The 22,107-nt window shown below is 61.3% G+C and carries 21 protein-coding genes; 6 read left to right on the top strand and 15 right to left on the bottom strand.

The annotated features are described in order from the left end of the window. Positions 1-65: 65 nt before the first annotated feature. From DARO_RS23205 to DARO_RS20330, 15 genes are all read right to left on the bottom strand, one after another. Positions 66-1,637, bottom strand: a complete 1,572-nt coding sequence (locus tag DARO_RS23205) for a CHASE domain-containing protein (protein ID WP_011289696.1) — start codon at positions 1,635-1,637, stop codon at positions 66-68. Positions 1,638-1,645: 8 nt separating this feature from the next. Next, positions 1,646-2,428, bottom strand: coding sequence for a transporter substrate-binding domain-containing protein (locus tag DARO_RS20265; protein WP_011289697.1), 783 nt, complete (start codon positions 2,426-2,428; stop codon positions 1,646-1,648). Between the two features lie 186 nt (positions 2,429-2,614). After that, entirely contained in the window at positions 2,615-4,906 is a 2,292-nt protein-coding gene (gene hypF / locus DARO_RS20270; protein ID WP_011289698.1) for a carbamoyltransferase HypF, read from the bottom strand. A 7-nt stretch (positions 4,907-4,913) separates the two neighbouring features. Next, positions 4,914-5,972, bottom strand: coding sequence for a hydrogenase nickel incorporation protein HypB (gene hypB / locus DARO_RS20275; RefSeq protein WP_011289699.1), 1,059 nt, complete (start codon positions 5,970-5,972; stop codon positions 4,914-4,916). Positions 5,973-5,985: 13 nt separating this feature from the next. Beyond that, entirely contained in the window at positions 5,986-6,327 is a 342-nt protein-coding gene (gene hypA / locus DARO_RS20280; RefSeq protein WP_011289700.1) for a hydrogenase maturation nickel metallochaperone HypA, read from the bottom strand. Next, on the bottom strand, positions 6,320-7,246 hold the full coding sequence (locus tag DARO_RS20285; protein ID WP_011289701.1) for a hypothetical protein: 927 nt from the start codon (positions 7,244-7,246) through the stop codon (positions 6,320-6,322). The genes hypA and DARO_RS20285 overlap by 8 nt, the downstream gene beginning before the upstream one ends. Further along, a complete protein-coding gene (hybE, locus tag DARO_RS20290) occupies positions 7,243-7,713 on the bottom strand; it encodes a [NiFe]-hydrogenase assembly chaperone HybE (protein WP_011289702.1) in 471 nt (156 codons plus the stop codon). The genes DARO_RS20285 and hybE overlap by 4 nt, the downstream gene beginning before the upstream one ends. Positions 7,714-7,723: 10 nt before the next feature. Continuing rightward, the gene (locus DARO_RS20295; protein WP_011289703.1) at positions 7,724-7,924 is read right to left on the bottom strand and encodes a rubredoxin; all 201 of its coding nucleotides are present in this window, start codon (positions 7,922-7,924) and stop codon (positions 7,724-7,726) included. A gap of 10 nt (positions 7,925-7,934) precedes the next feature. After that, positions 7,935-8,798 (bottom strand): hydrogenase expression/formation protein, encoded by an 864-nt coding sequence (locus tag DARO_RS20300; protein WP_011289704.1) that lies wholly within the window; start codon positions 8,796-8,798, stop codon positions 7,935-7,937. Then, entirely contained in the window at positions 8,795-9,253 is a 459-nt protein-coding gene (locus tag DARO_RS20305) for a hydrogenase-1 expression HyaE (protein ID WP_011289705.1), read from the bottom strand. The genes DARO_RS20300 and DARO_RS20305 overlap by 4 nt, the downstream gene beginning before the upstream one ends. Next, positions 9,250-9,552, bottom strand: a complete 303-nt coding sequence (locus tag DARO_RS20310) for a HypC/HybG/HupF family hydrogenase formation chaperone (protein ID WP_011289706.1) — start codon at positions 9,550-9,552, stop codon at positions 9,250-9,252. Before DARO_RS20310 ends, DARO_RS20305 begins: the two co-directional genes overlap by 4 nt. Then, the gene (locus DARO_RS20315; protein WP_011289707.1) at positions 9,552-10,166 is read right to left on the bottom strand and encodes a HyaD/HybD family hydrogenase maturation endopeptidase; all 615 of its coding nucleotides are present in this window, start codon (positions 10,164-10,166) and stop codon (positions 9,552-9,554) included. The genes DARO_RS20310 and DARO_RS20315 overlap by 1 nt, the downstream gene beginning before the upstream one ends. Before the next feature lie 170 nt (positions 10,167-10,336). Continuing rightward, on the bottom strand, positions 10,337-11,041 hold the full coding sequence (gene cybH / locus DARO_RS20320; protein ID WP_011289708.1) for a Ni/Fe-hydrogenase, b-type cytochrome subunit: 705 nt from the start codon (positions 11,039-11,041) through the stop codon (positions 10,337-10,339). A 101-nt stretch (positions 11,042-11,142) separates the two neighbouring features. Then, positions 11,143-12,939 carry a nickel-dependent hydrogenase large subunit gene (locus DARO_RS20325; RefSeq protein ID WP_011289709.1) on the bottom strand — a complete coding sequence of 599 codons (1,797 nt, stop codon included), beginning with the start codon at positions 12,937-12,939 and terminating at the stop codon, positions 11,143-11,145. Position 12,940: 1 nt separating this feature from the next. Further along, entirely contained in the window at positions 12,941-14,032 is a 1,092-nt protein-coding gene (locus DARO_RS20330) for a hydrogenase small subunit (protein WP_011289710.1), read from the bottom strand. Positions 14,033-14,297: 265 nt separating this feature from the next. Between DARO_RS20330 and DARO_RS22035 the strand changes: the two genes are divergently transcribed. The 6 genes from DARO_RS22035 to ccmE all read left to right on the top strand — a co-directional run bounded on the left by DARO_RS22035 (position 14,298) and on the right by ccmE (position 22,106). After that, positions 14,298-19,295, top strand: a complete 4,998-nt coding sequence (locus DARO_RS22035; protein ID WP_011289711.1) for a PAS domain S-box protein — start codon at positions 14,298-14,300, stop codon at positions 19,293-19,295. A 116-nt stretch (positions 19,296-19,411) separates the two neighbouring features. Further along, positions 19,412-20,026, top strand: a complete 615-nt coding sequence (ccmA, locus tag DARO_RS20340) for a cytochrome c biogenesis heme-transporting ATPase CcmA (RefSeq protein WP_011289712.1) — start codon at positions 19,412-19,414, stop codon at positions 20,024-20,026. 13 nt (positions 20,027-20,039) lie between these two features. Continuing rightward, on the top strand, positions 20,040-20,708 hold the full coding sequence (ccmB, locus tag DARO_RS20345; RefSeq protein WP_011289713.1) for a heme exporter protein CcmB: 669 nt from the start codon (positions 20,040-20,042) through the stop codon (positions 20,706-20,708). Continuing rightward, positions 20,705-21,451, top strand: coding sequence for a heme ABC transporter permease CcmC (ccmC, locus tag DARO_RS20350; RefSeq protein WP_011289714.1), 747 nt, complete (start codon positions 20,705-20,707; stop codon positions 21,449-21,451). The genes ccmB and ccmC overlap by 4 nt, the downstream gene beginning before the upstream one ends. Continuing rightward, complete coding sequence (gene ccmD, locus DARO_RS20355) at positions 21,448-21,648, top strand: heme exporter protein CcmD (protein WP_011289715.1); 201 nt, start codon at positions 21,448-21,450, stop codon at positions 21,646-21,648. Before ccmC ends, ccmD begins: the two co-directional genes overlap by 4 nt. Beyond that, positions 21,645-22,106, top strand: a complete 462-nt coding sequence (gene ccmE, locus DARO_RS20360; protein WP_011289716.1) for a cytochrome c maturation protein CcmE — start codon at positions 21,645-21,647, stop codon at positions 22,104-22,106. Before ccmD ends, ccmE begins: the two co-directional genes overlap by 4 nt. The last annotated feature ends 1 nt before the right edge of the window (position 22,107 follow it).

The raw sequence follows: 22,107 nt of genomic DNA on the forward strand, positions 1-22,107 counted from the left end.
ACTGACGAACTAGTCATCTAGGGCAAATTCCAAGCCGAAGCATCAAGTCAGCACAGGATCGCGATTCAACTTGCTCGCCGAACGCTGTCTCGACCATCATCCTTGGCGCGATACATGGCTTCGTCAGCTCTCTTGGTCAACGAGATCTCATCGATGCCGTCATCCGGATAGATGGCGACCCCCAAGCTACACGAAATATCCAATTGACGGCCATCAAGCGCGAAGGGCTGCCGAATGACCTGGCGAATCTTCTCGGCCAGACTGAGCGCAGCGTCTGATTCAGCCAATTCCGGCACCAGCACAACGAATTCGTCGCCACCGATTCTGCCCACCGTATCAGACTCACGAACGGTATCCTTCAAGCGTAGCGCCACTTGCTGGAGCACGAGATCCCCGATGGCATGACCGTAGTTATCATTGATCGGCTTGAAGTGATCGAGATCGAGAAACACCAGCGCAAACTGTCCATCATGGCGCTTGGCGCGAGCCAGTTCCTTGTGCAACCGGTCACTGAACAGGGCCCGGTTTGGCAACCCGGTCAGCGGATCGTGCTGTGCCATATGCCGAAGTTCCTCGGTCATCTCTGCAGCCATCCGCAAGGCGCGAGCACGACCGGTCACCATCAGCCAGGCAAGCAACGCCAGTGCAACGCCCAGGCCGGCGCCGGTAACGGCAATGACCGATGACACGTCACGGCCATACCAGGCCTCGAATTCACGTTGCGTACTCAAGCTCAGCGTCCAGGTGTGACCGGCAACCACCATGTATTCGTTGGCGCTGAGCAAGCTCTCAATGGCAGGCAAACCCTTGTCAGAGGAGTTACCGGTTCGATACATGAGCGCCGCCTCAACGGGGTTGGCCTCGTCGTAAATAGCCAGTGTGATACCCGGAGCCTGTTTGCCATAAAGGCCGGCCATGAATTCATCCATGTAGAACGATGCGTAAACCCAGCCAATGAGGTTGGCTCTGCGCTGGGCGACGCTGTCGCGCGGCTGGCCGTGGGCAAAAATCGGCAGATACATGATGAAGCCCGGCTGCGCCTCTTGCCGCCGATCGATCGCCAACCTGACCTTGCCGGTGATTGCCGCCATGCCGGAATCGCGGGCCGCCTCCATGGCCACCCGGCGCGCCGGATCTGCCCACGGGTCAAGGCCAAGGATGGAGTGTTTGCCTCCAGCGTCAGGTTCACGCTGGATGATCGGGGCATAGACCTCTCGCTCACCTTCGGGATGAATCGCGTAACCCGTGAAGCCGAGCTGCTGCATCCTTGCCTCATGGGCGGATTTGCTCGCCAGGGGAACCTGCTCGATGACGCCAATGACCTGGATCGCCGAAAAATTGGCATCCAGTTGCAAGGTCTCGACGTAATCGCATAAAGCGCGGCGATTCGTCAGCGCGGTGGTTGCAAACAAACCCTGAACACCACGCAGCATCTGTTCGTACCCGGCCACACGCTGCTCAACCCGGCTGACCGTTTCGCGCAGCACAAAATCGAATTGGGTACGCAGTTCCTTGCGCGCCAGCTGGCGTTCGTGATCCCAGACCAGCCAGGTCAGAGCGAGCGTGACCGCCAGAATCAGCCAGGGCAGGAATACCGGCAAGCGGGACGCGGAGATTGGCGTGCGTTCGGATGCCATCGCGTAACCTAAAAATCAACCATGGCGGCAGCCAGGTCTGGCCTGAAGTATTTCTCGAAAATTCGCCGCATGGTGCCGTCACGACGCATTTCAGTCACCAGCGAACGCCACTTTTCCTGCTCCGCGGTCGGCAGCGCCTTTTTCGACATGATCAGGCCGTGCGGAACCGCCGGGTCGTTGAACTCGATGATCGTGCTCAGGTCGCGAATCTGCTTTTCTTCCAGTGACGGATAATCAAAAGGCTCGATGATCATCCCCTGAATGTGATTCAGGATCAGCGTCTGGTACAACGGCGCCAGGCCACCGGCCTGACTAAGACGGTTCGTCGCCTGCAGCCGATCGACCAGACGATTGGCCGTTTCGCTGTACCGGAAGCCACGAATAACACCGAGCTGCAATTTTTCGTTCCGCTCGAAATCCGCCCGATTCGACACGCCGGAATCCTTGCGCACCAACAAATAGTATTTATTGCTGAAATACCAGGCAAAAGCAGCGAACTTGTCGCGTTCTGCATTGTTAATGCCAGACAAGCTGAAATCGAGCGCCCCGGATTCGATCAACTGCCAGATGCGCGCCCTGGCCATCAGGCTGACGGTCACCTTGCATCCTGAGCGGCGAATCAATTCGTCAGCCACATCCTTGTCGATACCGGTGTCGGTGGCGGCAGAATACAGGAGGCCATGATCATGCAGTGCGAGGGTATATGGACGCGAGCAGTCCGGTCCGCTCGCGCTGGCGATGCCGAGACTGCCGAAGACGATCCACAACGCCAAGACACAGCGAATAAGCATTGATACCTCTGCTGGGAGGATGACTGAAGCAGGTTTGATCGATGATACCGAATCGGCGCCAAGTCGTCCGAATATTGCATGCCCGCGCCAGCCGGGATCACCCCGATGCTTCAGAGCACCTTCGCCCGGACCATCATCGATGCCCGACCGGGAGAAGCAGCACCCAGATTCTGTCCGGCTCAGCGTTCAACCGAGTGCAATCTGGCGCCTTGCAGTCCACGCCTGGCCCAGGGCCAGACCGCCATCATTCGGTGGCGCTTGCCGGGCTTCGAGCAAGCCAACGCCAGCCACGTCCAGATGCTGACGTAACGCATCCATCAACACGGCATTCATCGCACAACCGCCGGCGACGGCAATTTTGGAAGCCGTGTTGCGGCCGACGGCAAGAATGCTCCATTCGGCCAGTCCAGCCGCTACCGTGGCGTGAAAAAGCGCCGCCCCGTAGGCTGCGTTGTCCTTGCAGCCCAGCAGCGCCAGCAGCAGCGGCGAGAAATCGAGCACCGCCCCCTGTTCGTGCAAGGCATAGCCGCCGGGCAGCGGCTCAACCGCTCCATGTTTTGCGGCGAGGCCTTCAAGTTCCATGGCGGCCTGCCCTTCGTACTGCATCAAATCGCGCACGCCGAGCAGACCGGCCGCGGCATCGAACCAGCGGCCGAGGCTGCTCGTCTGCGGGCAGCGCAGATGGCGGGCAAGCATGGTGAGCAGCGGGCCGGGGTCGCGCGTCGGGTAGTACTGCTTGATCCAGCCACCGACCCGGTAGCCCAGGCCGGCCCCATGCAGCGCAGCAACGGCCATGCGCCACGGCTCCTTGGCCGCTCGGTCGCCGCCGGGCATGGCCAGTCGGTGGAGGTGGCCGAGGCGTTCGCAGTTGGCGCCGTCGAGGCGCAGCAGTTCGCCGCCCCAGGCACCACCGTCCGGGCCGAGACCGACCCCATCCAGCGCCAGCCCGACGACCGGACCGTTGACGCCATGTTCGGCGCAGATCGCGGCAAGATGGGCTTGGTGATGACCGATAGCGACCGCCGGGATAGCGTATTTTTCGGCCAGTTGCAGCGCAAGATGGGTCGATGGAAAGTCCGGGTGCAGGTCATGCGCGATCAGCTCGGGCTTGACGTCAAGGATGCCGAGCAGATGATCGACCGTTTCTTCGAGAAAGCCGATGGCCGCAACGTTGTCCAGGCTGCCGATATGCTGCGACAGGAAGGCTTCGCGGCCTTTCATGACGCAAATGGTGTTCTTCAGGTAGCCGCCCAGCGCCAGCACGCTCGGGCCATCATCAACCAGGGAAATGGGCACCGGCACGTAGCCACGGGCACGGCGGATGAAAGCTGGACCGCCCGGCGTCACCCGTAATACGGAATCATCGCAACGGATGACGATGTCGCGGTTGTGCATCAGATAGGCATCGGCAATGCCGGTCAGCCTGTCCAGTGCTTCGTCGTTGGCGATGACCAGCGGCTCACCGTGCGGGTTGGCGCTGGTCATGACCAGCAGCAACTCATTCGGCTCGCCCAGCCAAGCGCTGCCGCTCGGCCGGCCGGCTGCTTCGTGCCAAAGCAACAGGTGCAGCGGCGTTGCCGGCAGCATGACACCGAACCAGGCCAGGCCAGGTGCGATGCCCTGAAGTTCGGTCGCGCCCTTGGCACAGAGTACGATCGGAGCGGCCGTGCTTTGCAGCAGGGCCAACTCTGCCTTGCCGATTCGCGCGTAGTCGGCCAATGCGTCGGCGTTCAGCCCCATCACCGCCAAAGGCTTTTCCTCGCGCTGCTTGCGTTCACGCAGTTCGGCCACGGCGACGGCATTGCGCGCATCGCAGGCCAGATGGAAGCCGCCCAAGCCCTTGATCGCAACGATTTTGCCAGCGCGCAACAGGTGCAAGCATGCGGCAATCGGATCGCCATCCAGCGGCAGACCACCGGCATCCAGCAGGCTCAATTGCGGGCCGCAATCCGGGCAACAGGTGGTTTCAGCGTGAAAGCGGCGGTCGCTGGGCGTTGTGTATTCGTCATTGCACGGCGCGCAAAGCGGAAAGGCGGCGAGGCAGGTTTGCGCCCGGTCATAGGGAATACGACGGCTGATCGTGTAGCGAGGACCGCAATGGGTGCAGGTGGTGAAGGCATAGCGCCAGCGGCGGCTGGCCGGATTGCAGATATCGGCGATGCACTCGGGGCAGATCGCAGCATCGGGACCGATGGCCGTCTGCACTTCGCCGGATTCGCTATCGAGGATGGCAAAACCCTGAGCACTTACTACAGCGGCCTCGCTCTCGATGGCGTCAATGCGCGCCAAGCGGGGCGCTTCCTGCGGCAGGCGAGTGACGAAGTCAGCGACCTTTTCGCCGGCAACTGCGGCAATCACCCCGGCGCCGTCGTTACGCACCCAGCCCGTCAGCCCGAGTTCGTTGGCCAGGCGCCAGATATAAGGACGAAAACCGACCCCCTGCACCAGACCACGAATACGGAGCAGGCGGCCGGTCATCGGCGGCCTACTTGGCCGCCAACTGGCGTTCCAGTTCGGCGACCCGGCGCTTCAGCGCATCGACGGATTCGGAGCGCTTGGCGCGCTGTGCTTCCAGCCCGGATTGAATCCAGTCCAGCCAGGCGGAAAGGCCGTCGCCACTGGTCGCCGAGACGCGGAAGATGGTCAGGTGCGGATTGACGCGGCGGGCGTTGGCTTCGGCCAGGTCGGCATCGAACTCGAGATAGGGCAGCAGGTCGCACTTGTTGAGTAGCATGACGTCGGCCGCCGCGAACATGTCCGGGTACTTGAGCGGCTTGTCTTCGCCTTCGGTGACCGACAGGATGGCGACCTTGTGATGTTCGCCCAGATCAAAGGCGGCAGGGCAGACGAGGTTGCCGACGTTCTCGATCAGGAACAGCGATTCGTCGGCCGGTTGCAGGCGCTGCATGGCATGGCCGACCATGTGGCCATCGAGATGACAGCCCTTGCCGGTGTTGATCTGCAGGGCCGGCACGCCAGTAGCGCGGATACGCTCGGCGTCGTTGGAGGTCTGCTGGTCGCCCTCGACGACGCTGATCGCCACCTTGTCTTTCAGCAACTCGATGGTTTTCACCAGCAGCGTGGTCTTGCCGGAACCGGGGCTGGACACCAGATTCAGCGCGAAGATACCGCGATCATCGAAGGCAGCGCGGTTGGCGGCGGCATAGGTGTTGTTCTTCGAGAGGATGTCCTGCTCGATCTGCACCATCCTGGCCTGCGACATGCCCGGCACGTGAGCGCGGGCCGGGCCGGTGCCATAGTCGAGATCGCCGGCGACGCCATGTTCATGGTGGTGGAGCTCTTCGCCGTGCTGATGGGCGTGTTCGCCATCATGGACGTGAGCATGGCTGTGTTCGCTGCCGTCGCTGTGGTGATGGGTATGCGAATGCACGCCGAGCGGGGCATCCTCGTGGCCGTGATCGTGGTCATGCCCGTGCTCGTGCGTATGGGTATGCACCGTGCCGTCTTCATGTACATGGGTGTGCTCATGCGCCCCACCCTCGATCTTCGTTTCTCCTGCACCACAGCCACAAACCGTACACATATCCGTCTCCTGATTATTCGATCTCTATTTCCTTGACCCGCATTTCCGTGCCACCAGTCGGCTGTACCTGATGGCTGCCGCATGTCGGGCAGGCCCCGTAAAGCTCGGTCATCGGGACCGTTTCAGCACATTGCATGCACCAGCCAGCGCCCGGCACGGCAATAATCTCCAGCGCCGCGCCCTGCGCGATACTGCCATGAGTCACCGCTTCGAAGCAGAATTTGATCGCCTCCGGTTCCACCGACGACAGACGACCGATTTCCAGCACGACCAGCTTCACCCGGCTGGCGCTTTCGCGGCGGGCCGTGTCTTCAACCAGTTGCAGCACACCTTCGGCCAGCGACATCTCATGCATCACGCAACTCCACAACATAGGGCAGGCAGGGATCAAGTGCCAGTATGGCCTGATTCAGCACCTGTTTTGCTTGATCCAGAGAAGCAAATCGGCAATTTTCCAGCAGCGATGACAGCGCCCCGGCATCGGCAAAGAACCCATCGGTCGGTGCCTGAACGCGGTAATTGGCCACCTTGCCATCGACGACATGCACGGCGTGGGTCAGCACACCACGCGCCGTCAAGGTTTGCGCTACGCCCCAGCCATCACCGCCGGCGCTGGCAATCGGAAACGGGGTGTGATCGGCCAGCGCCCGGGCGGCGGCCTCAAGCTCGGCCAGTCGGGCCTGAAAAACCGAGCGAATCGAGACCGGCCGGGGAAGGCCCGGCATCTCCGAGGCGACGCCTTGCCAATAGGCGAGCCATGGTCCGGGCGCCAGCACGGCAGTTGCGGAGAGACCGGGCCCGGCCAACTCCGGCGCCACTTCTTCCGTCGTCCGGCCAACGAGGTTTTCAAGGCATTTATCGGCCAGTGGCCGCAAGGTTTCACGCAGGAGTTTTTGCGTTGTTTCCAGAAAATCATCGCTCTGCCGCGCGTTCCGCCAGGCAATGAAAGCCGCCTTTTCCGCATGCAGACCGAGGGCAGGCGGCCAATCGAGCAGCAGGCGCCAGAGATTTTCGTGCAGCACTTCGAGCCACAATTCCGCCGAATCGCTGGCTCTCGGCAGCTCGTTCTGGGCGGCCGCCACCGCTGCCTGAGCGGCAGCCCGCTGGGCATGGGCACAGAGCGTGAACAAATAGGGCACCGTCTTGACCACGGCATCGGGCAACTGGCCGATGAACAGGCGCGTCACCGAGGGACGTTTCAGAATGACCTCAAGATCCTGCAGGCGCCCATGCTTAAGCTGCGCCCGAACCTTCAGCAGACCAGCGCTGTTCATCGACCCAGCCCCAGAAAAGCACGACGACTGGCGGGCTTGGCAGCTGCGTCAGGCGCCACCAGCGGCTCGCCAAACAGGGCATGGACGGCAGCCAGCGCAGTCAGGCGGGCCGCCTCGTGACTCTCGAATTCCAGCGCCGGCGAGAACAGCGAGCAGAGATGATAGTTGCCGATGCTGGCCTCCTCAGCCACTGTGAATTCGTAGTTGCCGGACGGGAAATGCCAGTCGTGCTTGCTACACGCCGCCAACACCGGCCAGCCATCGACCTGAGCGGGAAGGCGGAGCAGGTTGAGCGCCCACGGCGTGATCATCGCCCCCGCCCAGTGGCCATCGGCAGTCCGCTGAAAACCGACTGCCTCGACCTGCAGTTTCCCGTTGCAGATCGGCACATCGTGCATTCGTGTCCGGGCGATATTATCGAAAACAGCAACCAGTTCTGGCGACGGATCGGTCGTCCAGACTTTCATTCGCCCGCCCTCATTCATCGGTCACCATGAACTTATGTTTGGGTGCATCGCACCCCGGGCAGCACCAGTCATCCGGCAAGTCGGCAAAGGCAATGCCGGGCGGAATACCGCGCACGTCATCGCCCTGCGTCGGGTCATAAACCCACCAGCAGATGCCGCACTCCAGCTTGTCGTCGGGTTTGACGCCGAGAAATGAACCTTCGAATCGCATGTTGGGGAATTTAGACTGGCTCCACCATCATGTCGAGGTATTCCCGCAGGCGTTCGACGGAATCGCTGAAATCCTCGTCGGCCGCCAGCGCGACTTCGGGCATGCCGACAATCTCGATGGAGTTCAGGATCAGTGTATCCATGCTGTTGAAGTACTGGACCCACCAGACATTTTTCAGACGCGTGCTGGTGATCCGGCAATTGCCGTAGCCGCGCGACAGGATCGAGACTTCGCGATGGCCGAGCCAGCCGTACAGCGTATCGAGATCGGCATCGCTGACCGGCAGCAGCGTCAGGTTGATGACATGGGCTGAATCGCCCGCTTTCCAGGCCGCTGCCTGCATGCGGATTTCCTCGACCAGGGCCTGGGCGTTCATGCAGCCAGCCGGATAGTCCGGCGGCGGCAGATCGGCCGTGCTCGTGCTCACCATGGCCTCGGTCAGCACCGCCGGAACGCTGCCGGTTTCGAGGTGGTCCACCATCATGGCGCCATCATCGGCCACCTTCAGGACACGCCACAGGCCGGAAAAGGCGGTTTCCTGAACGCGCCAATGAGCCGGCGCAGTCGTGAAGGCACTGACCTCGCCAAAGCCCATCGACTGGTTGATCACGTCGCGCATCGTGGCGTCGAGATCGAGCAGCTCGAGCCTCGCCGCCCCTTCGAAACCGAACCTCTCGGCCTCATCGGCAAAGGTGCCGAGCAGGCTGGCCGCCCGATTGACCACCTCGGGCGCGACGTTATCCGGCAATCGCGGTTGCGAAAAGGTTTCCATGCCCTTCGGCATGGGCAGGTAATCCGGCGTTTCGTCGCCCTGCGAACCAGGCCCCATGGCGACGACGGAAATCGGAAAGGGACGCATCGTGGACGGGTTCATACGCAGGCTCCTTGGGAGGCTTCGACCCGAACGGGGATGCCGATCGGCTTGGGTTGTACGGGGCCGTTGAGCAGACGGGCGACTTCGCTCTGGTATTCGCCCCAGTCGCGGATGCCGTTCAGGATGCCGACAAACTGGCCATCGCGCAGGAAGACGACGGCTGGCGCGCGTGGTACGCCGTATTGCGCCATCAGGGCCGGGGCGAAATCGGGGCCGGCGACCCAGCGGGCAATTTGCGCGGCGACCGGTTTCAGGGCTTCGGGCAGGATCACGCAGGCATCGAGCACTTCGAGATTGCGCTGCGGATCTTCGGTCAGCAGCAGGGCGGTCAGGCCGGCCGGGAATTCCGGCTTGCTGTTATCAACGCGACAAAATCCATGTTTTTGCTGCATGCGGCCAATGGCCGTTTCCAGCTTTTCGAGCGAGGTCGGTCCGGCAACGAGTTGGAGGCTCATGATAGTTGTGTCCTCAGAAAGTCGGGGAGTTGGGGTTCGCGATCAAGATCGGCGAAAAAGTCGGAGAAATCGGTTTCACCGGCATGGGCGGCAGCGAGCGCATTCAGGGCGGCATTGATGGCAGCGGCCCGCTCGGCATCGATGACCTCGCGCGCCGCTTCCAGAAAAGTCAGCAGCCAGGTACCCGGCAACTGCTGGCCGACCAGACTGAGGTCGACCCGCACTTCGCCGTTACGACCGGCACAGCGGGCAAAGTGCTCGCCGCACTCGATCACCTGAACGGGGATACCCAGGCACATCAGGCAGCTTCCATATTCAGGAAACGGGCATCGCCCAGGCGATAAGCCTGATCGGCCGGCGGCCGTTCCCCTTCGTAAACGTCCATGGCCAGCGCCGCATCGGTCAGGCTTTCGGCCTTGCCTTCACGGACACGACCGACCACGCCCCAGCGCTCCAGCCAGTCGAGCGCCAGATTCAAGGACGGCACCATCTGCGCCTTGACGATGTCGCGCAGACTGCCACCGTAGTCTTCAAGTTCTTCCGGCTGGACACCGATCAGCACCAGTTCGGCCGGCAATTTGTTGGTCAGCTCGGCCGCCATCAGCACTTCCTGAAAGCCGGTCTGGTGCAGGCTCATCTTCTTGGCGCCCATGAAGCGCGGTACCTGATCGCCGACGACTTCGCGCAGCTTGCCGGCCGGATCGCCGTAATCGACGGCATCGAAGACCAGCAGGCAATCGGCTTCCTGCACGTAGGGCAGCAGGTAAAGGCCCTGCGTGCCGCCATCCATCAGTGTCACTTGCGGCGGAAACTCCCAGCCGTCGTTCAGCGCTTCGACGCAGCGTACCCCGAAGCCTTCATCGGCCCACAGGATGTTGCCGATACCCAAGACCAGAATGCGTTTGGTATTCATTGGAACCTCTGAAAAAACGCCCCGGGCACACTTCCATGCACACCGGGGCCAACGCAAGGTAAACCTTTACCCCGGACTGATGGCCAGGCGCTGCCGGGGCGAGGCGGACGCGAGCTGGCAGTGCAATTGCACGGCAAGCACGGACAACGCGGCCCCGGCAAGCATGGCCATCAGTCCTTGAACATCCGCCAGCCGGAGATCATGGTCGAGATGAGACTCTGCCGGCTCATGATGTCCTCGCGGATCGCTGCATAGACGTGCAGCAGCACGAAAGTCATCATGATCCACATGCCCAGACGGTGCAGGTTATGCACCTGCATCGAGCCACCCAGCGCCGGGATGACCCAGCCGAACAGCGTGTCGGTCAAATGGCCCAGCCCGGCGCCTTCGCTGTACAACGCAAAGCCGGAGAACAACATGCCGACGGCCAGTACCGTGAAGAAGAAGAACATCATCAGCTGCGCCATCGGGTTGTGGCCGACATACTTCTTCGGGGTCTTTTCGAGGAACAGATACCAGCGCAGCTCGAAGAAGACCTCGCTCCACCACTGCGGATTGGTGATTGGCAGCTTGAAGATCTGCTTGGCGTGGTGATTGCCGACGAAAGCCCAATACACGCGACCGAGCAAGCCGATGGCAAAGATGTAGGCCGCAGCGAAATGGGCGAAGCGGATGTAACCCATCAGAAAATGGGTCGCCGCCTCGCCCGGCTGGGTCGGCAATGGCTGGCCGATGAAATAGCCGGTCACCGCCAGCACCACCATGGCCAGCGCATTCACCCAGTGCCACAGGCGCACCGGGGCTTCATAGACGTAGATCGAACGGACTTGTTTACCGTGCCGTTCGGCCTCGAGCATGTCCTGTTGAGAGAGCATGATTAAGCCTCCTGACGGGCCGCCCCGAGGGAGGCGGCGCCCCCTCGGGGGGCAGCGAACAACGTGAGCGTGGGGGTCATGGCTGTTCCTTTCCGGACCGCTTAGCGGACCTTGACCGACGTCATTTCCTGGCCGTCCGGGCTCATCACGTGCGTCGAGCAGGCCAGGCAGGGATCGAAGGAATGCAGCGTACGCAGGATTTCCAGCGGTTCATCGGCCTTGGCCACCGGGGTATCCATCAGCGAGGCCTCGAAGGCACCGATCTGGCCCTTGTGGTCACGCGGACCGCCGTTCCAGGTGGTCGGCACGACGCACTGGTAGTTGTCGATCTTGGTGTCCTTGATGCGGATCCAGTGACCGAGCGCACCGCGCGGGGCTTCGGTAAAACCGGCACCCATCGCTTCCTTCGGCCAGGTGCTGGGTTCCCACTTCTCGATGTTAGCCGTGTTCAGGTCACCGGACTTCAGGTTGGTCATCAGCTTGTCGAACTGCTGTTGCTGCAGCTTGACGCAGTACGCCGTTTCCAGACCACGCGCCGCGGTGCGACCAAGCGTCGAGAACAGCGCAGTAACCGGCACATCAAGCTTCTTCAGCGCGCCGTCGACCAGACCGTGGATTTCCGGGTACTGCTTGGGTTGCAGGTAGCCCAGCACCATGCGCGGCAGGCAGCCGACTTCCATGGCGTGACCACGCCAGCGCGGCGCCTTGATCCACGAATACTTGCCGCCCTCGTCGAGTTCCTTGATGTTGGTCTTGGTGCCCTTGGTGTTCGGGCCGAGCACGAAACTGGGTTCGGTGACGCCATCGAACGGGTGCAGGCCCTTGGTTTCGTCCGGGTACTTGTACCAGGAGTGGGCGACGAATTCCTGCACCTGTTCCGGGTCTTTCAGATCGACCGGGTGAATCTCATCGAGCTTGCCATTGATGATCGCACCACGCGGCAGCAGCAGGTTGCCCGAGGTGTAATCGTTGGCCTTCTGTGGAATATCGCCGTATGACAGCAGGTTCTTCGACGACAAACCGCCACCGTACAGCCAGCCCTTGTAGAAGGAGCCGATGGCCAGCAGGTCGGGGATGTAGACCTGTTCGACGAACTCGGCACAGCGGTCAATGATGCTCTTGACCAGATTCAGGCGCTCCATGTTCACCGCCCCGACGGCACCGACGCCTTCGAGGTTGATCGCGCAGGGCACGCCACCAACCAGCCAGTTCGGATGCGGATTCTTGCCGCCGAAAATGGTGTGCACCTTAACGATTTCCTTCTGGAAATCGAGGGCTTCGAGGTAGTGGGCCACGGCCATCAGGTTGGCTTCCGGCGGCAGCTTGTAGGCCGGGTTGCCCCAGTAGCCGTTCATGAACGGGCCGAGCTGGCCGGATTCGACAAATTTCTTCAGACGATTCTGGATGTCGCGGAAGTAACCCGGCGAGGACAGCGGCCAGGAAGAAATGCTCTGGGCCAGTGCGGAAGTCGCCTTCGGATCAGCCTTCAACGCCGACACGACATCGACCCAGTCCAGCGCGTGCAGGTGATAGAAGTGCACCAGATGGTCGTGAACGTAAAGGTTCAGCTGCATCAGGTTGCGGATGGTGTTGGCGTTCTCCGGGATCTGGATCTTCAGCGCATCCTCGACGGCACGCACCGAGGTCAGCGCATGGGTGCCGGTACAGACGCCGCAGATGCGTTCGGTAAAGGCCCAGGCGTCGCGCGGATCGCGGCCCTTGAGGATCACTTCCAGACCGCGCCACATGGTGCCGGTCGACACGGCATTACGGATGACGTTCTTGTCGTCGAGATTCACTTCCACCCGCAGGTGGCCCTCGATGCGGCAGACCGGATCGACGACGACGCGCTTGCCGGAGTTATCAACCTTGAAGCCTTGGGTTTCGTAAGCGCTCATCTTATTTTTCCCCCTTCTGTTCTTCAGTCTCGCCGGCCTTCTGGCGGGCACGGGCCAAAGCGGTTACCGCGGCATGGGCGGCGATTGCGGCGCCGACGGTGCCCGCCGCGGCCTTGCCGATGGTGTCGGCATTGGCTTCGACGCCGAAGGCCTTGATGTCGGTCACGCGGTCGTAGAAGCTGCCCTTGTCCCAGAACCCCTCTTCGGAACAGCCGATACAGCCGTGGCCGGATTGCACCGGCCAGCTGACGCCGCCATTCCAGCGCATCGACGAGCAGGCGTTGTAGGTGGTCGGGCCCTTGCAGCCCATCTTGTACAGGCAGTAGCCCTTGCGCGAACCTTCATCGTCCCAGGCCTCGGCGAACTGGCCGGCATCGAAGTGGCCACGGCGATAGCACTTGTCGTGGATGCGCTGGCCGTAGAACATCTTCGGGCGACCCTGACGGTCGAGTTCGGGAATGCGGTCGAAGGTCAGCATGTAGGTGACGACGCCGGTCATGACTTCGGCGATCGGCGGGCAGCCCGGCACGTTGATGATCGGCTTGCCGGAAATGACCTTGTGTACCGGTGTGGCGCGGGTCGGATTCGGCTTGGCAGCCTGCACGCAACCGTAGGAAGCGCAGGCACCCCAACTGATGATGGCCTTGGCATCGGCGCAGGTTTCTTTCAGCACTTCGACGAAAGGACGGCCGCCGTGGATGCAGAACATGCCGTCTTCGTTCAAGGGCGGATTGCCCTCGACGGCGACGATGTAGTTGCCTTTGTACTTCTTCTTGACCTCTTCAATGATCGCCTCGGCCTGATGACCGGCAGCGGCCATTAGCGTGTCGTCGTAATCGAGCGAGAGCATCGAAAGCACGACATCCTTGGTCAGCGGATGCGCCGAGCGGATGAAGGATTCAGAGCAGCAGGTACATTCCAGGCCGTGCAGCCAGATCACCGGCGTCCGGGCCTTGGTTTCCAGCGCATGGGCGATGCGCGGCGCAGCGGCAGAACCCAGCCCGAGCGAGGTCGCCGTCAGGCTGCAGAATTTCAGGAAACTGCGCCGGGTGATGCCCTGGCGGCGCAATACTTCATAAAAGGTCTCAGTCACTGGTATGTCCCCCGTTGGTTTTATTGCCAAGTGGGGGCTACTACGCAAGGCGTATGCCACACGTACAAAATGACCAAATTATTGATACGAATCAATGCATTTATGAGCAGTGCCCAATTGCGGCCAGAAAAACCGGCCAATACCGAATATGGCTAGCTGGCATCCAACATGGAAACAAACATTCCACCAATAAGACAGACGCGCTTGATCACAGTTAAACATCGTGACGCCAAGTCGCTCTAAAATAAAAAGAAGGAGGAGTGGTGTGCCCAAAATTGTCGAGCTGATAACAACCCGAAGCGATCGAGTTGCGCCCGCCGCCAGTCTCCGCGACGTGGCATCACGGATGCTGGACGTGAAGACATCCTCGGTGATCGTGGTCGACCAGGGCGCTATTCTGGGCATCATCACCGAACGCGACATGCTGCGCGCCATGCGTCTGCGCCGCCCCCTCGAACAGACTGCCCGCGAAACGATGACCAGTCCGGTGCACAGCGTGCCGGCCAAGACGGATTTCCGGCTCGCCTACCGCGAGGCCGCCAGCCTCGGCATCCGCCACATCGTGGTCACCGACGAGGCCGGCCTGCCGCTCGGCGTGGTCAGTGAAGCGGACTATCGCAAACACCTCGGCCCCGACTTCTTCCTCCATCTGAATACCGCTGACACGCTGATGGAAGGCACTTTCCCCCGCCTGCCTGCCAGCGCGGCCCTTGACGAGGCACTGGTTGCCATGGAAACCGTGCGCGGCAGTTGCGTCATCGTGGTCGATGGCCGGCGCCCGCAAGGAATTGTCACCGAGCACGACATCGTCCGCCTTTTTTTGAGCAGCGAAAGCAACCCGACGCTGGGCTCGGTGATGACCCACCCGACCATCAGCGTCCGGGAGGACTGCCCGCTGGCCGATGCCGCCCAACAGATGCTCGACCACGGCATTCGTCATTTGACCGTCGTCGATAGCGACGGCAATCTGGCCGGCCTGCTCTCCGAGCATACCCTGATGAGCCCGCTCAAATTGGGCCTGATCGACGACGCATTGATCGATCGACAGGCGCTCGCCCGAGCCCGGGAAGCCATGCTTGACGAAACGGCGCGCAACGAACGCTATCAGCGCGCCCTGCTCGATAACTTTCCCTTTCTGGTCTGGCTGAAAGACACCGAATCGCGATTGCTGACGGCCAACCGGGCAATGGCCAAGGCCGCAGGAAGCGACTCTGTTATCGGTAAAACCGATCGCGAACTCTGGCCACCGGAGCTGGCCAGCGCCTATCGCGCCGACGACCTCGCCGTCATGGCCTCCCGGCAAAACAAGATCGTCGTTGAACCGATCATCGTCGACGGCCAGACGGTCTGGCACGAGACCTACAAGGCGCCGGTCATCGCCGACGATGGCACATTGCTGGGCACGGTCGGCTTCGCCCGCGACATTTCAGAACGCAAGCGCGCCGAAGAAGCCATGCAATTGCGCAACCAGGCGCTGGCCGGACTGATTGCCGGTGAAGCGCTGCCCCGAGTCCTCGAACTGATCGCCCTGTCGGTCGAAGCCGAAATTCCGGGCTGGCACTGCTCGATCCTGCTGGCCGACAAGGATGGGCGACAACTGCGCCTTGGTGCCGCGCCCAGTCTGCCCCCGGCTTACGGCCTTGCCGTCGACGGCATGCCGATCGCCCCCGGTGTTGCCTCTTCCGGCGCCGCTGCCGCCACCCGCCAGCGCGTCGTTGTCGACAACATTAACGAGCATCCGAACTGGGTGAATTATCGCGACCTGGCCGATCACGGTTGTTTTTCCGCCTGCTGGTCGGAGCCTGTGATCGGCACCAACGGCCAGTTGCTTGGAACCTTTACTGCCTACTACCCATCGCCGACCAGCCCGCATGAAGACTACCTGGGCCTGCTCTTGCAGGCGGCCCAGCTCACTGCCTTGGTCATCGAGCGCCAGAACAGTTCGCAGGATCTGGAACGCAGCCTGGCCACCTTCCGCGGTATTTTCGACAGCATCGGGGAAGCCCTGTTCATTCAAGGTGAAGACCGACGCTTTCTGGACGTTAACACCAGCGCCGAGCAAATGTTCGGCCTCTCCCGTGCCAGCTTGATCGGCCAGACGCATGAATCCCTGATTGCGCCAGGTATGCTTGATCTGGAGGCCATCGATCAGGCCATTTCAACGGCGCTTGCCGGCACGCCACAGGCATTCGAAACGCTGGCCAGAAGCAGCACTGAGCGTATTTTCCCGATCGAAGTTCGCCTCCATACCGCCAGCTACTTCGGTCGCCCGGTGCTGATCGCTTCCGCCGTCGACATTTCCGAACGCAAGAATGCCGAACTGCGCCTTGAAGTCGAGCACGACCTCGCTCAGGCCTTGGCCTCCGGCATGCAGCGAGACGAAGTATTAGGGGCGCTACTCAAAGCCATCCAGCGCTTCCCTGATCTTGATGCCGGCTGCGTGCACTGGCGACAAGCCGACGGCAGCTATCGCCTGGTCGCCCATCAAGGCGTCTCGCTCGACTTTGCCGAAAAAGTCAGCCATCTCGATGCCGACAGCCCACTCGCCCTCCTGGCGCTGAACGGCGGCACCATCTGCAACTGCGAAACCCCCAACAAACACTGTGCCGACGCAAGCATCCTCGATAACCAGGCCATGCAACGCGAGGGACTGGATTGCCTGGCTGCACTGCCCATCAAACAGGAAAGCCAGCCGGTCGCCTGCCTGACCCTGGGCAGTCGCCAAGCCTCCGGCGTCTTGCCGTCGACCCTGCTCTCGCTGGAAAAACTGAGCGGCCAATTCAGTCAGGCATTGCATCGTCTCGCCGCACAGGAAGAAGCCCGGCGCCTGCAGGAGAACCTGAGCGGCCTGTTCGATACGCTGACCGATTTCATCTTCATTCTCGACCAGGCAGGCCGCATCCTCCATTACAACCGCGCCGTCGCTGAAGACCTTGGCTATGGCCAGAACACGCTCAAGGGAAAAACGATTGCTGCGGTGCACCCGGAAAACCTGCGCCAGATAGCCGAAGAGGTCACGGTCGACATCATCTCGGGCCGTCGTTATAGCTGCCCCTTGCCTATCCTGTGCGCCAGCGGCGAGCAAATCATGGTCGAGACGCGCGTCGTTAACGGCTATTGGGATGGGCAACCCGCGCTGATCGGCATCTCACAGGATATCAGCGAGCGCCTGATGGCCGAAGAACGCCAGCAACTGGCGGCCAGCGTGTTCGACAACGCCCATGAAGGCATCATGATCACCGACCCCAAGGGCAATATCCTTGAGGTCAATGCCACATTCACCGAACTGACCGGCTATTCCCGTGCGGAAGCACTCGGCAACACGCCGGACATGCTCAAGTCCGGCCATCATGACCCGGCCTTCTACGAGGAAATGTGGCAAAAAATCCGCGACGATGGCTACTGGCGTGGCGAAATCTGGAACCGCAAGAAATCCGGCGAAATTTTCGTCGAACAACTGACCATTTCAAGCGTTCGCAATCGGGATGGTGCCCTGTCGAACTTTGTTGCCATCTTCTCCGACATCACGCTGCTCAAACAGCACCAGCAGCGTCTGGAGCATCTGGCCCACTTCGACGCGCTGACCCAGTTGCCGAACCGCATGCTGCTCAGTGACCGGATGCAACTGGCCAAGGCACAGGCCGAGCGCAGCGGCAAGACGCTGGCCGTTTGTTATCTCGACCTGGACAATTTCAAACCGATCAACGACCGCTACGGCCATTCAGTCGGTGACTTCCTGCTGATCGAAGTCGCCCAGCGCCTGAAAACCTGCGTTCGAGCTGGTGACACCGTTGCCCGTCTGGGCGGCGACGAGTTCGTGCTGCTCATCACCAATCTCGATGATTTGAACGAATGCGACCACGCCATGACCCGGGTCATTTCGGCGCTCTCACAACCCTTCCGGGTCTCGGCACAATTTGTCACCGTTTCGGCCAGCATCGGCGTCACCCTCTACCCCCATGACGGATCGGATTCCGACACGCTGTTGCGCCACGCCGACCAGTCCATGTACGCGGCCAAACAGGAGGGCCGCAACCGTTACCACCTGTTCGATCCGGAAAATGATAGACGCGCCCGTCTCCGCCGCGAGGAAATCGGCCAAATTCGCGAAGGACTGGCCAACGGCGAGTTCAAGCTTTACTACCAGCCCAAGGTCAACATGCGCGAAGGTTCCTTCATCGGTGCCGAAGCGCTGATCCGCTGGCAACACCCTGAGCGTGGCCTCCTGCTCCCCGACAGTTTCCTGCCGGCGCTCGAAGGCAGCGAACTGGCCATCGACATTGGCGACTGGGTCATCCAGGAAGCCCTGAAACAGATTGACGCCTGGCACCGGACCCAAGGCATCGATCTCTCGGTGAGCATCAATATCGCCGGCATCCATCTGCAACACCCGGGTTTTTCCCGTCGCCTCGGCGAATTATTGGCCGCCTACCCGAACGTCACCCCTGGCCAGATCGAACTTGAAGTCCTGGAAACTGCAGCCCTGGAAGATATCCAGACCACCGCCGAACTGTTTGCCGAATGCCGAAACCTCGGCGTCACTTTTGCGCTTGACGACTTCGGTACCGGATACTCCTCGCTAACTTACTTCCGGCGCCTGCCCGCCGACATGCTGAAGATCGACCAGTCCTTCATTCGTAACATGCTGGACGACACGGACGACCTGGCCATTGTCGAAGGCGTCATCGGGCTGACCCACGCCTTCAAGCGCCAGGTCATTGCCGAAGGCGTCGAAACGGTCGAGCACGGCCTGGTTCTGCTACTGCTCGGCTGCGATATGGCCCAGGGCTTTGGCATCGCCCGCCCGATGCCGCCCGAACAGCTGCCCGACTGGATCAGGCATTTCCAGCCCGATGAACTCTGGAGCCTAGCCACAGCCTTCGAATGGTCAAGAGAAGATCTGCCGATGCTGATTGCCGAAGTCGATCACAAACGCTGGAAAAAACAGCTTTACAGCTATCTGGATAACAGCCGGAACGGCGCAAGCCTACCCGCGATGGACGAGCACGCATGCCGTTTCGGGCGTTGGTATTACAGCCCGGAGAGCCAGCGCTATGCGAGCATCGAAGCCTTCAAGACCCTCGAGACGGTTCACACCCGCCTGCACGAGATCGGACGGCAGTTCATCCAGCATATCCAGGCTGGTGAGCTGGACACCATCGAGCCACTGAAGCTCGAACTCGACAGCGTAAGCAGCCAAATCAGTGACTATATCCGGCAGATACAGGCAGAAGTGCTGCTTAAAAATCAGATCGGCAAGTAGCAGATCCGACCGCAGCCCCCCGTTTTTCTTGCCCGTTTTTGTTTGATGATCATCAATCTGCCGGTACACTGGCGCGTTCATAATTTGCGCCTGATTCCTTTCGGTTTTTTCCCCTGATGCTTGAAGCTGACAATCTGGAATGCGTGCGCGGCGAGCGCCGCCTGTTCGCAGGCCTCGACTTCAAACTGGAAGGCGGGGAACTGCTCAATTTGCAGGGCCGGAACGGTGCCGGCAAGACCAGCCTGCTGCGCATGCTGATCGGTCTGTTGCCGCCCGAAGCCGGCGAAATTCGCTGGAAAGGCAAGTCGATCAAGACGCAGGGCGACGATTTCCGGGCCGACCTTTGCTATCTCGGCCACCTGAATGCCATCAAGGAAGAATTGACGCCGCTGGAAAACCTGCTCGCTGCCGCCCACTTGGCCGACGAAGAACTATCCGAGGACGATGCCATCGATGCGCTGGAGCAGGTCGGGCTGGCCGGCCGTGAAGACCTTGCCTGCAAATACCTGTCGCAGGGCCAGAAACGCCGTGTTGCGCTAGCCCGTCTGGTCAAGGAAAAACGTCCCCTGTGGATACTCGACGAGCCGTTTGTCGCCCTCGATGTGGCGGCAGTCGATTGGCTGGCCGGCATCATTTCCGGCCACCTGCAGCGCGGCGGCATGGCGGTGATGACGACGCACCAGCAGGTCAACATTCCGGCCGGCACCGTGCGCGAACTGAGGCTCGGTTGAGGACGAGACGCGAATGCTGAAAATCATCACCGCCGTCATCGGTCGCGATCTCAAACTGGCCATGCGACGCCAGGCCGACATCGTCTCAGCGCTGTTCTTCTTCGTCATCGTCGTCAGCCTGTTCCCGCTCGGCATTGGCCCGGAACCCGACCTGTTGCGCAAGCTGGCACCCGGCGTGCTGTGGGTTGCGGCGCTGCTCGCCACCATGCTGTCCCTGCCCCGATTGTTTGCCGACGATCATCGTGACGGCACCCTGGAGCAACTAGCCCTGGCTCCACACCCGCTTGGTTTGGTCGTTACCGGCAAAGTAATCGCCCACTGGCTGGTCTCCGGACTGCCTTTGGCGCTGATCGCGCCAGTCCTCGGCATCCAGTTCGACCTATCGTCCGAGGCGCTGGTCGTGCTGACCGGTGCCATCCTGCTCGGTACACCAGCATTGTCCGGCATCGGTGCCATCGGCGCCGCGCTGACCCTCGGTCTGCGTGGCGGCGGCGTGCTGCTGTCGCTGCTGGTGCTGCCGCTCTACATCCCGGTGCTAATATTCGGCGCTGGCGCAGTCGATGCGACGGTGTCCGGACTCGGGGGAGAAGGTCATCTGTCACTGCTTGCTGCTCTTACCTTTGCCTCACTCGGCTTCGCCCCATGGGCGTCGGCCGCTGCCTTGAAGATCGCCCTCGAATGAAAGATCGCTTCAATCTCTATCGTTTCGCATCGCCCGCCACGTTTTACCCGCTGGCCGGTGCGCTGATTCCTTTCTTTGTCGCCATTTCAGTGCTCTTTGGCCTGGCCGGACTCTACCTCGGCATGCTGGTTGCCCCGACCGACTTTCAGCAGGGCGAGGGTTACCGGATCATCTTCATCCACGTCCCGGCTTCCTGGATGTCGATGTTCATCTACCTGGTCATGGCCTTCTGGGCGGCTATCGGACTGGCCTTCAACACCCGGCTTTCCGGCATGATGGCCCAGGCGCTGGCGCCGACCGGTGCGCTGATGGCCTTCATCTCGCTGTGGACCGGCGCCCTGTGGGGCAAGCCGATGTGGGGTGCGTGGTGGGTGTGGGATGCGCGCCTGACTTCAGAGCTGATTCTGCTCTTCCTGTACATCGGTTACATGGCCTTGACCGCCGCGATCGACGACGCGCGCCGCGCCGACAAGGCCGGTGGCCTGTTGTTGCTGGTCGGCGTAGTCAATGTGCCGATCATCTATTTCTCGGTCAAATGGTGGAACACCCTGCACCAGGGCTCCAGCGTCAACCTGGCCAAGTCGTCGATGGCGCAGACCATGCTCTGGGGCATGCTGCTGATGGCCATGTGTTTCTGGATGTATTCCATCGCCGTCGCCCTGATGCGGGTGCGCACCATCATGCTTGAACGCGAGCGCAATACCGACTGGGTCAAGGCCGTACTGGAAGGAGAAGGCAAGTGATCTACTGGAACAGCTTTGCCGACTTCCTCGCCATGGGTGGCTACGGTTTTTACGTCTGGGGCTCGTTCGGCCTCACCGCACTGATCATGGCAATTGAACCGATTATCGTTGCCCGCAATCAAAAGACCACCATCGCACGCCTGAAGCGCCAATTGCGCGCTGAATCGCGCGCTGACAACAGGAACACCGCAGAATGAAATCCCGTCACAAGAAACTCGCCCTGATCGGTGGCGCACTGGCCATCATCGGCATCATCGCTGCACTGGTCCTGAATGCCCTGAACAGCAACATCGCCCTCTATATTTCGCCGACCGACGTCGCCGAAGGCAAAGCACCGCAAGGCAAGGCCTTCCGCATCGGCGGCCTGGTCAAGGAAGGCAGCCTGCAACGGCAAGCCGACGGGGTGACTATCGCCTTCGTCGTCACCGACACGGCCAAGGACATGACCGTCCATTACAAGGGCATCCTCCCCGACCTGTTCAAGGAAGGCAAAGGCGTGGTCGCCCAGGGCAAGATGGCCGCTGACGGCACCTTCACCGCCAGCGAGGTGCTGGCCAAGCACGACGAAAACTATATGCCGCCGGAAGCCGCCAAGGCCGTTGGCGATGCCCAGGCCAAGTCGGCCGGCGCAGAAAAACCCAAAGCGAGCTACTAAG

The sequence above is a fragment of the Dechloromonas aromatica RCB genome (assembly GCF_000012425.1).